Here is a 13805-nt window from a genome sequence, read left to right as displayed (position 1 = left end):
CCGGGCAGCCTGGTGAGAGGAAACACGGGGGTTACCGGACCGCCATTCCGTTGACATACGCGTGAGGGCACCCACAATCCCGTTTGGGAGCGCTCCCACTCCTCTACTCCCATGGAGACCCCGTGAAGTACAGACCTCCTTCCCTTCTCTCCCGCTTATCGCGGCGGCTGGCCGTGGCCGCGACGCTTGTCCTCGTGGCGGGTGTGACCTCGGCCGTGTCGGCCGGACCCGCGCAGGCGGCCGTGGCGTGCGACGTGACGTACACGGCCAATCAATGGACCAGCAGCCCCGGCCAGGGCGGTTTCACCGCGAGCATCACGTTGAAGAACACCGGTGACCCCATCACCTCGTGGAACCTGGGCTTCGACTTCCCGACCACGGGTCAGAAGTACACCCCGACGGGCTGGGGCGCCAACTGGAGCCAGTCGGGCACGCGCGTCACGGGCACCAACATGCCCTACAACGGCAGCCTGAGCACCGGCGGCTCGGTGTCCATCGGCTTCAACGGCACCTGGACCGGCAGCAACCCGAACCCGACCGCGTTCACCGTGAACGGGGTCACCTGTGGTGGCGGCGGCAACCCCAACGCCGCGCCCACGGTGTCGCTGACCTCGCCGACCGCGGGGCAGACGTTCACCGCCCCGGCCACCGTGCCGATCGCGGCGAACGCGGCCGACTCCGACGGCACGATCTCGAAGGTCGACTTCTACCAGGGCACCACGCTGCTGGGCACCGACACCTCGGCCCCGTACAGCTACAGCTGGACGAACGTGGCGGCCGGCAGCTACTCGATCACCGCGCGGGCCACCGACAACGGCGGCGCGACCACCACCTCGACGCCGGTCGGGATCACGGTCTCCCAGAACACGGGCCCCGCGCTCGTGGTGAGCCCGACGAGCCTGTCCGTGCCGGAGGCGGCGACCGCGAGCTTCAGCGTGAAGCTGTCGCAGGCGCCCTCGGCCAACGTGACCGTCACGACGGCACGCGCCAGCGGTGACACCGACCTGACCGTCTCCGGCGGCGCCAGCCTGACCTTCACGCCGTCCAACTGGAACACCGCGCAGAACGTCACGCTCGCGGCGGCCAACGACAGCGACACCACCGCCGGCTCCGCCGTGTTCCGGGTGAGCGCCACCGGCTACACCGCGGTGGACGTCACCGCCACCGAGGCGGACGACGACGTCGGCGGCGACAACACCTACGTCCAGCGCTTCGTCGAGATGTACAACGAGCTCCACGACCCGGCCAACGGCTACTTCTCGCCCGAGGGCGTGCCGTACCACTCGATCGAGACGTTCATGGTCGAGGCGCCGGACCACGGGCACGAGACCACGTCCGAGGCCTACAGCTACTACCTGTGGCTGGAGGCGGTCTACGGGCAGGTCACCGGCGACTGGACGAAGTTCAACAACGCCTGGGCCTCGATGGAGAAGTACATCATCCCGGCCACGGCCGACCAGCCGACGAACTCCTTCTACACGCCGAACAAGCCGGCCACGTACGCGCCGGAGTCGAACCAGATCAGCAACTACCCGAGCCCGCTCGACTCCAGCGTCACGCCCGGCGTCGACCCGATCGCGGGCGAGCTGCAGAGCGCGTACGGCACCCGCGACATCTACGGCATGCACTGGCTGCTCGACGTCGACAACACCTACGGCTTCGGCCGCTGCGGCGACGGCACCACCAAGCCCGCCTACATCAACACCTACCAGCGCGGCCCGGAGGAGTCGGTCTTCGAGACGATCCCGCAGCCGTCCTGCGACACCTTCAAGCACGGCGGCACCAACGGCTACCTGGACCTGTTCATCAAGGACAGCTCCTACGCCAAGCAGTGGAGGTACACCAACGCCCCCGACGCCGACGCGCGCGCCGTGCAGGCCGCGTACTGGGCGCAGACGTGGGCCAAGGCGCAGGGCAAGGAGTCGCAGATCTCCGGGTCGGTCGCCAAGGCCGCGAAGATGGGCGACTACCTGCGCTACGCGATGTACGACAAGTACTTCAAGAAGCCCGGTTGCACGAGCCCGCAGTGCGCGGCCGGCACCGGCAAGGACTCCTCCAACTACCTGCTGAGCTGGTACTACGCCTGGGGCGGCGCGACCGACTCCAGCGCCGGCTGGGCCTGGCGCATCGGCTCCAGCCACAACCACTCCGGCTACCAGAACCCGCTCGCGGCCTGGGCGCTGGCGAACGTGGCCGAGCTGAAGCCCAAGAGCAGCACCGGCGTGGCCGACTGGAGCACCAGCCTCACCCGGCAGCTGCAGTTCTACGGCTGGCTGCAGTCGGCCGAGGGCGCCATCGCCGGTGGCGCGACCAACAGCTGGGAGGGCCACTACGCGACGCCGCCGGCCGGCCTGCCGAAGTTCCACGGCCTGACCTACGACTGGCAGCCCGTCTACCACGACCCGCCGTCGAACCAGTGGTTCGGCTTCCAGGCGTGGACGATGGAGCGGGTGGCCGAGCTGTACTACGCCTCCGGCAACACCGACGCCAAGGCGCTGCTCGACAAGTGGGTCACCTGGGCCATGAACAACACCACGATCAACGCGGACGGCTCGTACCAGATCCCGTCCACGCTGCGGTGGACCGGCCAGCCCGTGGCCGACTTCAGCGCCAACTCCGGGATGCCCCCGGCCAACCCCGGCCTGCACGTGACGATCGCCGACTACACGAACGACGTGGGCGTGGCCGGCGCGTACGCCAAGACGCTCATGTACTACGCGGCCAAGGCGAACAACACGGCGGCCAAGAACATGGCCAAGGCGCTGCTCGACGGCGTGTGGAAGAACCGCGACGCCAAGGGCGTGTCGGTCCCCGAGACCAAGACCGACTACAACCGCGTGGACGACCCGGTCTACGTGCCGTCCGGCTGGAGCGGCAAGATGCCCAACGGCGACGCCATCAACTCCAGCTCGACGTTCATCTCGATCAGGTCCTTCTACAAGAACGACCCCGACTGGCCGAAGGTCGACGCCTTCCTGAAGGGCACGGGCCCCGCGCCGGTCTTCAACTATCACCGGTTCTGGGCGCAGGTGGACGTGGCCGTCGCCCTGGGTGAGTACGGGCGGCTCTTCCCGTGAGAAAAGCACTGATCGCCGTGGCGTCGCTGGTCCTGCCCCTCATTTCGATGGGGGCGGGGCCGGCGGCCCACGCCGCCGCGCCGGCGTTCGCGTACGGCGAGGCGCTGCAGAAGTCGCTGTGGTTCTACGAGGCCCAGCAGTCGGGTGACCTGCCGAGCTGGAACCGCGTCGGCTGGCGCGGCGACTCCGGCATGAACGACGGCAAGGACGTGGGCGTGGACCTCACGGGCGGCTGGTACGACGCGGGCGACCACGTCAAGTTCGGCTTCCCGATGGCGTTCTCCACGACCATGCTGGCCTGGGGCGCGGTCGAGTACCGCGACGCGTACGCGAGCTCCGGCCAGCTCACGCACCTGCTGAACAACCTCAAGTTCGTCAACGACTACTTCATCAAGGCCCACCCGTCGGCGAACGTCCTCTACGGCCAGGTCGGCAACGGCGGCACGGACCACGCCTGGTGGGGCCCGGCCGAGGCCATGCAGATGTCGCGGCCCGCGTACAAGATCGACGCGTCGTGCGGCGGGTCGGACCTGGCGGGCGAGACGGCGGCGGCGATGGCCGCCTCCTCGATCGTCTTCCGCCCGACAAATCCGACTTATGCTGACACGCTGCTGACGCACGCCAAGCAGCTGTACTCCTTCGCCGACACGGTCAGGAAGAAGTACAGCGACTGCATCACCGACGCGCAGGGCTACTACAACTCGTGGAGCGGCTACAACGACGAGCTGGTGTGGGGCGCGATCTGGCTCTACCGGGCCACGAACGACGCCGCCTACCTGGCCAAGGCCGAGACCGGGTACGACAACCTCGGCAACGAGCCGCAGACCACCACAAAGTCATACAAGTGGACGATCGCGTGGGACGACAAGTCGTACGGCGCGTACGTGCTGCTGTACAAGCTGACCGGCAAGCAGCGCTACCTGGACGACGCCAACCGCTGGCTCGACTGGTGGACGGTCGGCGTGAACGGCGCGAAGGTGGCGTACTCGCCGGGTGGCCAGGCCGTGCTCGACCGGTGGGGCTCGCTGCGGTACGCGGCCAACACCTCGTTCGCGGCGCTCGTGCACAGCGACACCATCACCGACGCCACGCGCAAGGCCCGCTACCACGACTTCGCGGTCCGGCAGATCAACTACGCGCTCGGTGACAACCCGCGCAACTCCTCGTACCTGATCGGGTTCGGCGCCAACCCGCCCAAGAACCCGCATCACCGCACGGCGCACGGCTCGTGGACCGACCAGATCACCAACCCCGAGCAGACCCGCCACACCCTGTACGGCGCGCTCGTCGGCGGACCGCCCGACCCGAACGACGCCTACACCGACAAGCGCGACGACTACGTCATGAACGAGGTCGCCACCGACTACAACGCCGGCTTCACCAGCGCGCTGGCCCGGCTCTACAAGGAGTACGGCGGCGCGCCCGCGGGGAACTTCCCGGTGGCGGAGACCCCGGACGGCCCCGAGCTCTTCGTCGAGGCGGGCGTGAACGCCTCGGGCACCGGCTTCACGGAGATCAAGGCCATCGTCCGCAACCAGTCGGCCTGGCCCGCCAGGGTCCTGTCCGACGGCTCGTTCCGCTACTACTTCACGCTCGACGGCACGACGACGGCCTCGCAGATCACCGTGTCGTCGGCCTACACGCAGTGCAAGGCGCCCACGCTGCACCAGGCGGGCGGCACCACGTACTACGTGAACATCGACTGCTCCGGGCAGGCCATCGCCCCGGCCGGGCAGTCGCAGCACCGCAGGGAGGTGCAGTTCAGGATCGCCAGCGCGGGCACGTGGGACCCGGCGAACGACTGGTCGTACCGGAACATCCCCACCACGCCCGGCGCGACGCCGGTGCGCACCGGGAACATCACTCTCTACAGCGGCGCGACCAAGATCTGGGGTGAGCCCCCGGGTCCGGAGGAGCAGGACACGACAGCGCCCAGCAAGCCGGGCAAGCCCGCGGTCTCCGAGATCACGGGCTCGACGGCGAAGCTGAGCTGGACCGCCTCCACGGACAACGTGGGCGTGAGCGGCTATGACGTCTACCTGGGGTCCCAAAAGGTAGGCACGGCCCCGAGCGCGTCCTTCAGCCTGAGCGGGCTCACCCCTGGCACCTCCTACACCGCCTCCGTGGTGGCGCGGGACGCGGCGGGCAACGCCTCGGCGTCGTCCGACGGCACCGCGTTCACCACGACGAACACGACGCCGCCGCCCACCGGCGGGTGCGCGGCGACGTACAAGGTGACGAGCTCGTGGGGCGGCGCCTTCCAGGCCGAGGTGACGGTGAAGAACAACGGCACCTCGGCGACCACCGGATGGACGGTCGCCTGGACGTCGGCGAACCAGATCACCCAGCTCTGGGGCGGCAAGCACACCCAGTCGGGGTCCGGCGTCACCGTCAAGAACGAGGCGTACAACGGGGCGCTCGCCCCGGGCGCCACCACCACGTTCGGCTTCATCGCCAACGGCACACCCACCGTCCCCGACCCGATCACCTGCACTCCCGCCTGAGTGAAGACTCCGCCCCCGCCGCAGTAGCGGCGGGGGCGGTTCCACAGCTCAGTGAAAGGCAGCACATGAGACCACTGATCACCGCGCTGGCCTGCCTCCTCGCCTTCTTCGTCGCCCCCGTCGCCCCCGCGGACGCCGCCGTCGGCATCCACGTGAGCGGCACGAAGATCGTCGAGGCCAGCGGTCAGGAGTTCGTCATGCGCGGCACCAGCCACGCGCACACGTGGTACGCGACGCAGACCAAGGCGTTCGCGGACATCAAGTCGCTGAAGGCCAACACCGTGCGGGTCGTGCTGAGCGGCGGCCGTTGGACCCCCAACAGCGTCTCCGACGTGGCCAACGTCGTCTCCCTCTGCAAGCAGAACAAGCTCATCTGCGTGCTGGAGAACCACGACACCACCGGGTACGGCGAGCAGAGCGGCGCCTACACCCTCGACCAGGCCGCCAACTACTGGATCAGCGTCAAGTCCGCCCTGGTCGGCCAGGAGGACTACGTCATCGTCAACATCGGCAACGAGCCGATCGGCAACAACGCCGTCACCCCGGGCTGGGCCGCCGCCACCACGGCCGCGATCCAGAAGCTGCGCAGCAACGGCTTCCAGCACGCGCTGATGGTGGACGCGCCCAACTGGGGTCAGGACTGGCAGTTCGGCATGCGCGACAACGCGCGGGCGGTCTTCGACAGCGACCCGGCCAAGAACACGATCTTCTCCATCCACATGTACGGCGTCTTCGACACGGCCGCGGAGATCAACGCGTACATGGACGCGTTCAAGACCGCGGGACTGCCGCTGGTCGTCGGCGAGTTCGGCTTCAACCACTCCGACGGCAACCCGGACGAGGACACGATCATGGCCCAGGCCGTGAGCCGCGGCCTCGGCTACCTGGGCTGGTCGTGGAGCGGCAACGGCGGCGGCGTCGAATACCTCGACCAGGTCACCAACTTCGACGTCACCCAGCTCACCGATTGGGGCCGGCGGCTGTTCAACGGCGCCAACGGCATCGCCGCCACCTCCAAGCAGGCCTCGATCTACGGCGGCGGCACCACCGACCCGACCCCGCCGAGCACGCCCGGCACCCCGTCGGCCTCCGGCATCACCTCGTCGGGGGCGAACCTGTCCTGGACGGCCTCCACGGACAACGTGGGCGTGACCGGCTACGACGTCTACACCTCGACCGGGACCCCGCTCGGCTCGACCGCGACGAACTCGATTGCCCTGACCGGGCTGTCGCCGGCGACCGCGTACCAGGTGTACGTCAAGGCCAGGGACGCGGCCGGCAACCAGTCCGCCGCGTCGCCGACGGCGTCGTTCACCACGCTCAGCGGCGGCGGCACCGGCGGCGGCTGCACGGCCACCGGCACCGTGCAGAGCCAGTGGAGCACCGGGTACGTGGTGCAGCCCGTGACCGTGACCAACACCAGCACCTCCACCAAGTCGAGCTGGACGGTGACCTTCACGCTGCCGGCCGGCCACACGCTCACCGGCTCCTGGAACGCCACGGTGACGGTCAGCGGCCAGACCGTGACGGCCAAGAACCTGAGCTACAACGGCACACTCGCGCCCAACGCCGGCACGAGCTTCGGGGTGCAGGCGAGCCGGCCGAGCGGCAACACGTCCGTGCCGTCCGGCTACACATGTGCCAACTGAACCGCCCGTCGTACTGCAGCGTATGAGGAGGTGAGGCGAAACAACATCCCTGCCCCACGACACCATCCCGCCCGGATGGGACGGACGCGGCCGAAACCTCCACTCGGCCGCGTCCGTTGTATTACTTGGCTTGGGTCTTAACGGCCTCGGTGAAGCGCTCGCGGGCGGCGTCGATGGCGGATTCGTCCTGGAACTCGGCGAAGGCCGCCTCGTGGTAGCGGGCCGGGATGAGCCGCCTGACCCGGTCCGGATAGCCGGCGCCCGGCTCCGGCACCCGCACCAGGGGAGGGATGCCGACGCGCACCGCGATCGGGCCCGAGGCCCGTACGGAGGTGGCCCAGTCGGTGCCCGCGCCGGTGACCGCGCACATGTGGCGGGCGTAGACCCACTTCACCTCGACGAGGGAGGTCGCGTCGGGCGGGTCGAACCCGAAGGGCTCCACGGCGCACACGACGCGCGAGTCGAAGTCGTGGCCGTGCGCGTGGTGCTCGTCGGGCGAGGACTGTTCGAGGATGAGCGTCACCTGGGCGGCGAGCTCCTGGTTCAGCTGGGAGGACGGCTGGCGGGCGGCGAAAAACATCACCCCGGCCAGGGTCAGGCTGGCCAGGGTGACGAGTGCCGCGGCAAGCCCGCGACGTGACTTGATCACGGGCTGGTGCAGGTCAGGGCCGGGGCCGGGTTGGGGATCGAACCGGTGGCGTTGAAGCCGAACGTGGTGGTCGCGTTCGGCGCGAGCTGCCCGTTGTAGGCGGCGTTCTTGACCGCCACGTTGGGCGGCTGCCCGGACAGCACGCCGTTCCACGGCGAGCCGTCGAAGCCCTGGCCGCCGGAGTAGGCCCACTTGACCGTCCAGCCGTTGATGGAGGAGGCGCTCGTGTTCTTCACGGTCACCTCGCCCTGGAAGTGGCCGGCCCAGCCGGTGTCCGTGGCCTTCCACGTGGCGGTGCAGGCGCCCGGGTTGGCCGTGGGCGTCACCGTCGGGGTCACGGTCGGGGTGGCGGTGGGCGTGCTCTGGCCCGGGCCGACACCGGTGACCTCGCCGTTGCCGCCGTCGAAGACGACGTCGGAGCAGCTGTAGAAGTTCTCGTTGCTGTCGGAGCGCACCCACATCGTGTAGATGATGTGCCGGCCGGTCTTGCCGGACGGGAGCTGGGCGTTCCAGTAGTAGTAGTTGAGCGCGCCGGCGGGGCCGGTGTCGGGCGGGTTGGTGGCGCTGCCGAACGGCTCCAGGTCGGACCACTTCAGCGGCCCGTTGGGGTTCCAGCCGTTCTTGGTGATGTAGTAGTTGAAGGCGCCGGGGTGCTTGGCCCAGTTGCTGTGCCGCATCTGGATGGTGGCGCCCGAGGTCAGGTGCGTCAGCGGCCAGTCGCTGCGCACCGCGTTGTAGGCGGAGAAGTCGTAGGGACCGCCGGTGCCGCCGCTGCAGAGCTGCCCGTCGGGGATGAACCCGGTGGTCCTGCCCCCGCCGTCGGAGCGCAGCACCGCGAACCAGTTGTACAGCGGGGTCGTGCCGCTCTGCGCGACGGCCGCCGCGCACGCGGGGTTGTAGGGGATGATCTGGCCGTTCTCCCGCAGGCCGTCCTGCCAGCACAGGAACGTCCGCGCCGCGGGGAACATCGACACCCCGTGCGCCAGTGCCTGCGTGGGCACCATCAGGACAGACGTGATCAGAACCATGACGGCGGTGATCGCCGCCGACTTGAATAACCTCATGGGGATTCCCTTGCGCTGACGACTGAGGAAACCTGCCCACGAGCGGCCCGCCCGGCCAGCGCATTGAATCACGCCCCGCACGACATCGACAACGGGCCGTGAAACTTTCATTCGATCTTGGTCATAGCCGGTGCAGGCGCTACTCTGGGAGCGCTCCCATCAGGGGATGTGGCACGCGGCGTGCTTTGCGAGGGGTACGGACCGCGTCTTAGAGGGGTACGGCGGGTGCTGCCGTACCCCTCCTCAATCCCGGTCGAGCGCGGCGTCGATGTCGTCGAGCCTGGCCTGCAGCTCGCTCAGGCAGGCGGGTGCGAGCCGCCCCTCACCGAAGCGGACGGACAGCTTCTGGCGCAGGTTGTCCGTCCTCGACACCGTCGGGCCGTGCGGCCCCACCGCGCCGCGCAGCACCTGTTTGAGGTCCAGCACCACGTCCGCGTCGGTCGCGCCGCACGGCGTCCTGGCCTCCAGCACCGTGTTGAAGCCGTCCACGGCCTGCTCGACGCTGATCGCCGAGGCCGGCGTGCTCTCGAGCAGCTTGGCGGTCGGCGACGTCCTGACCGCCACCTCCGGCTGCGGCCTCGGCGGCGGCTGCTGCTGGAGCCCCGTCTGCTGGAACCACAGCAGGGCCGAGAGCGCGACGGCCGCCGAACCGGCGACCGTGAGGCCGCGGCGGACATGCCGCCCGAGGCTCGCCGCGCCCAGCGCGGAGGTCAGCGCCGAGACGATCTCGGCCGCGGTCGGCCGCCGGTCCGGCCGGTCCGCCAGGCAGCGCTGGCAGAGCGAGGCCAGGGAGTACGGCACGCCGGCGACGCGGGGCGGTGGATACGTCCTGCGCGCCGCCTCGATCTCCTCCCACGTCGTCTCCGGGTACGGCGTCCGCCCGGTGAGCATGGTGTGCAGCAGCACGCCGAGGGCGTACACGTCGACCGCGGGATGGGTCGGCGCGCCGAGCAGCCGTTCCGGGGCGACGTAGGGAGGGGTGCCGCGGCCGTCGTCGGGGTCCCCGGCCCAGGCCGCGATGCCGAAGTCGAGCAGCTTGGGCCCGTCGGCGGTGAGCAGCACGTTCTCGGCCGTGACGTCCCGGTGGACCAGGCCGCGGGCGTGCCCGGCCATCAGGACCCGGGCCAGCCGCAGCGCGATGGCCGCCGCCTCGGTCCACGGCAGCGGCCCCTGCTCGATGCGCTCGGCCAGCGGCGTGCCGTCGAGCAGCGGCATCACCACGTAGGCGGCCACACCGCCGTTCGTGGTGACGGTCTCGCCGTAGTCGTAGATGTCGATGGAGTCGGGATGGATGAACCGGGCGGCGGCGCGCGCCTCGCTGCGGGCGCTGATGCGCTCGCCGCCGCCGGCATGAAGTGAGGCGGTGAGCACCTTGACGGCGATCATCCGGTGCAGCGACTGGTCGAAGGCACGCCAGATGACCGACATGCCCCCCCGGGCCAGCGGATCCAGCAACAGATACCTGCGGGCCAGTATGTCCCCCGGCTCAAGCCGACTCACGGACGACCAGTTCCGTAGGGAGTACGGGGTCGATCCCCGCGGCCCCCGTCAGGAGCAGCCGGGTGGCGACGGTGGCGAGCTCCTCGACGGGCTGGCGGATGGTGGTCAGGGCCGGGACGGTGTGCCTGGCGACCGGGGCGTCATCGAACCCGATCACCGCCACGTCCGCCGGCACCTTGCGCCCGGCCCTGCGCAGGGCCTGGATCGCCCCTGCCGCCATCAGGTCGGAGGCGACGAAGACGGCGTCCAGACCCGGGGCGTGGCGTAACAGCCACTGCATGGCATGGGTGCCGGAGGCCGCGGTGAAGTCCCCGTAGGCCACGGGCACGTCGGGCGCGCCCGCCGCCTGCAGGGTGCGTACCAGGCCCTCTAATCGGTCCCGCGCGCCGGGTAAGGAAGGTGGCCCCCCGATGGCGGCGACGTTGCGGCGGCCGGACAACAGGAAGTGCTCCGCCGCCTGGCGGCCGCCGTCGAGGTTGTTCACGTCGGCGTACGGGAGTTTGAGATCGTGTGGCGGGCGGCCGATGTTGCGCACGGGGACGCCCGAGGTGGACAGCTTGATCGCCAGGGGGTGACGCTCGCGCGCGCCCACGATCAGTACCGCCCCGGACAATGCGGGCAGTACGGACGACGTGGGCGTGACGGTGGTCACCATGAGATGGGTGCCGTGTTCGGCGATCACGGCTCCTGCGGCGGACAGGAGCCGTGCGTAGTAGGGCTCGGAGAACAGGCGTGGGAGGTGGTCGCAGATCACCGCCGTGACGCCGTCGGCCATGGTCTTGGCGGCCGTTCCCCGGGGGGCTCGTTGGCGGACGTATCCCATTCGGGACACGGCGTCGTAGACTTGCCGGCGGGTCGAGGTACTGACCCGCACCGAGCCCGTGAGGACTCGAGATGCGGTCGCGGGGGAAACCCCTGCAGCGGCCGCCACCTGTGCCAGTGTGGGCTGCTCGGTCATGGAGCACCTCGCGGAAAAGATCCTGGGAGCGCTCCCACGTTACCAATGTTTCGTCGCTGTTAATAGGGCCTTTGCTGGGAGTGCGTCCCACTGTGCGGACGCACTCCGAATTTGCTCAGCTAGAGGCCCTGATAACCGACAGTTGTTTTTGTGCCGAAGGTTGATCCCGCAATATTTGCGTGTCTGTTTTCGCCGTATCCGGTCAGTGAGTCACCGTTGTGTCGATCTGTGCCTCGTCGAGTCCGCCGTCCGTGTTGCTGTCCGGCTGGGGGCGGACCGGCTGCCGGGGCTGGCAGTTCGAACCGCAGCCGCCGAAGCGCGCGGTGTTCACCGGGGTGAAGTCCGTCGCCGGGATGCCCTTGAGCGCGGACAGCATGGTGTCCTTCCAGATCGGGCCGGGGATGGAGGCCCCGAAGACCGAGCCGTAGTACTTGCCGCCGATGGTGATGTTGTTCAGCTTGTGCGTCACCGCGCCGCGCGGGTCACCGATGCTGACCGCGCCGGCGAGGTCGGGGGTGTATCCGGCGAACCAGGCGGTGGACTGCTCGTCCGTGGTGCCGGTCTTGCCGGCGGCCGGTCGGCCGATGCCGCCGACGCCCTTCATGGTGCCCCTGGTGAACACGCCGGACAGGATGCTCGAGGCGGCGTCCGCGACCTCAGGGTCGAGCGCCTGCTTGCACTTGGGCTTGTAGTTCGTGACCTTGCCGTCGCGGTCCTTGATCGAGGAGATGGCCATCGGCTCGCAGTACTTGCCGCGCGCGCCGATCGCGGCGTAGGCGTTGGCCACCGTCACCGGGTCCATCTCGTTGATGCCGAGCGTGAACGTCTCGTACTCCTGCAGGTCCAGCCCGTCGGAGCGCTCGATGCCCAGCGACTTGGCCGTCTTGACCACGTTGCACAGGCCCACCTTCTGCTCCAGCGCCATGAAGAAGGTGTTGACCGAGCCCCAGGTGCCGGTGGCCAGCGACTTGAAGCCACCGCCGCCGCCCTCGGCGTTGGTGACCGTGAAGGTGGGCTCGCCCATGTTCTGGCCCTTGCAGTTCTTGAACGACCAGTAGGCGGGAGCGCGGTAGCCCTCGCCGACCGAGATCCCGTCGTTGATCTTCATGCCCTGCTTGAGGGCGGTGAGCAGGGTGAACGTCTTGAACGTCGAGCCCGCCTGGAACCCGGTGCCGCCGCCGTGCACCGCGTTGGCGACGAGGTTGTAGGACATCTCGTTCTTGCGCTTGTTGGTGCCGTACTTGCGGCTGGCGGCCATGGCCTTGATCGCGCCCGTGCCCGGCTGGACGAGCGCCTCGGAGGCGACCGGGTTGTCGGAGGCGAACACGTGCTTCTTGATCGCCCGCTCGGCGGCCTTCTGCATCTTCGGGTCGAGCGTGGTCTGGATGGTCAGGCCGCCCCGGTTGAGGAACGCGGTCCTGGCCTTCTTCGTCTTGCCGAAGTCCGTGTTGCTGAGGATCTCGTTGCGGACGTACATGCAGAAGTACGGGAAGTCGCTGGCCTCGCAGCCGCCGGGCAGCAGGGTGCCCTTGTAGCCGAGCTTGGTCTTCTTGGCCTCGGCGGCCTGCTCCGGCGTGATCTTCTTCAGCTCGGCCATCCGGTCGAGCACGACGTTGCGCCGGAGCAGCAGGCGCTCCTTGAACTCCTTGCCCCGGCTGGGGTCGGTCTGCAGCGGGTCCTGCACGGCGCCGGCCAGGGTGGCGGCCTGGGGCAGGGTCAGGTCGGCGGCCTTGACTCCGAAGAAGCGCTTGGCGGCCGCCTCGATGCCGTAGGCCCGGGCGCCGAAGTACGCGATGTTCAGGTATTTCTCGAGGATCTGGTCCTTGGTGTACTTCTGCTCGATCGCCATCGCGTACCGCAGCTCGTTGAGCTTGCGGGCGTAGCTGGCCTCGAGAGCCTTGTTCTTCTCCTTGGCGGTGGTGGCCGAGTTGAGCAGCACCTGCTTGACGTACTGCTGGGTGATGGACGAGCCGCCCTGGGCGATGCCGCCCGAGGCGAAGTTCTTGGCCAGGGCGCGGACGGTGCCCTCGATGTCGATCGGGCCGTGCTCGTAGAAGCGGTAGTCCTCGATCGAGATGATGGCCGTCTTCATGATCTCGGCGATGTCCTCGAGCTTGACGTTCTCGCGGTACTCCTCGTAGAACGTCGCGATCGGCTTGCCCGTGGCGTCGAGCACCGTCGTCTTCTCCGCGAGGGGTGGCTCCTTGAGGTCCCGCGCTTTGAGGCCCAGGTCCTCGGATGCCGAGACGAACATCGCTCCGGTGCCTCCGACCGCGGGCAGTGCGATGGCCGCGGCCACTACACCGGCCGCTGCCGCCGCCCCGGTCAGGCGCGCGATACTCGACAAACGGGAACCCATGGTTGTAAAACCTCCCCCTCGTGGCATTAGGGTGCATCCTAAACC

At 69.0% G+C, this 13805-nt stretch carries 8 protein-coding genes; 3 read left to right on the top strand and 5 right to left on the bottom strand.

Translation table 11 applies throughout. The annotated features are described in order from the left end of the window. The first annotated feature begins 122 nt into the window (after window positions 1-122). From H4W80_RS33670 to H4W80_RS33660, 3 genes are all read left to right on the top strand, one after another. Complete coding sequence (locus tag H4W80_RS33670) at window positions 123-3077, top strand: glycoside hydrolase family 48 protein (RefSeq protein WP_318787189.1); 2955 nt, start codon at window positions 123-125, stop codon at window positions 3075-3077. Further along, the gene (locus tag H4W80_RS33665; protein ID WP_378526790.1) at window positions 3074-5581 is read left to right on the top strand and encodes a glycoside hydrolase family 9 protein; all 2508 of its coding nucleotides are present in this window, start codon (window positions 3074-3076) and stop codon (window positions 5579-5581) included. The genes H4W80_RS33670 and H4W80_RS33665 overlap by 4 nt, the downstream gene beginning before the upstream one ends. 65 nt (window positions 5582-5646) lie before the next feature. Next, window positions 5647-7230 (top strand): cellulase family glycosylhydrolase, encoded by a 1584-nt coding sequence (locus tag H4W80_RS33660; protein WP_192788763.1) that lies wholly within the window; start codon window positions 5647-5649, stop codon window positions 7228-7230. 121 nt (window positions 7231-7351) lie between these two features. On the opposite strand, the gene H4W80_RS33655 is transcribed toward H4W80_RS33660, so the two are convergent. The 5 genes from H4W80_RS33655 to H4W80_RS33635 form a co-directional block, all read right to left on the bottom strand. Further along, window positions 7352-7879 (bottom strand): hypothetical protein, encoded by a 528-nt coding sequence (locus H4W80_RS33655; protein WP_192788762.1) that lies wholly within the window; start codon window positions 7877-7879, stop codon window positions 7352-7354. Next, window positions 7876-8943 carry a lytic polysaccharide monooxygenase gene (locus H4W80_RS33650; RefSeq protein WP_192788761.1) on the bottom strand — a complete coding sequence of 356 codons (1068 nt, stop codon included), beginning with the start codon at window positions 8941-8943 and terminating at the stop codon, window positions 7876-7878. Before H4W80_RS33650 ends, H4W80_RS33655 begins: the two co-directional genes overlap by 4 nt. 243 nt (window positions 8944-9186) lie before the next feature. Continuing rightward, window positions 9187-10443 carry a serine/threonine-protein kinase gene (locus H4W80_RS33645; RefSeq protein WP_192788760.1) on the bottom strand — a complete coding sequence of 419 codons (1257 nt, stop codon included), beginning with the start codon at window positions 10441-10443 and terminating at the stop codon, window positions 9187-9189. Next, window positions 10430-11401, bottom strand: coding sequence for a LacI family DNA-binding transcriptional regulator (locus H4W80_RS33640; RefSeq protein WP_192788759.1), 972 nt, complete (start codon window positions 11399-11401; stop codon window positions 10430-10432). Before H4W80_RS33640 ends, H4W80_RS33645 begins: the two co-directional genes overlap by 14 nt. Window positions 11402-11603: 202 nt before the next feature. Then, window positions 11604-13748, bottom strand: coding sequence for a transglycosylase domain-containing protein (locus H4W80_RS33635; protein ID WP_318787188.1), 2145 nt, complete (start codon window positions 13746-13748; stop codon window positions 11604-11606). Window positions 13749-13805 lie beyond the last annotated feature (57 nt).

The sequence above is a fragment of the Nonomuraea angiospora genome (assembly GCF_014873145.1).
Classification (GTDB): domain Bacteria; phylum Actinomycetota; class Actinomycetes; order Streptosporangiales; family Streptosporangiaceae; genus Nonomuraea; species Nonomuraea angiospora.
Note: the sequence above shows the minus strand (reverse complement) of the source record. Positions and strands in the feature narration are given on the sequence as shown.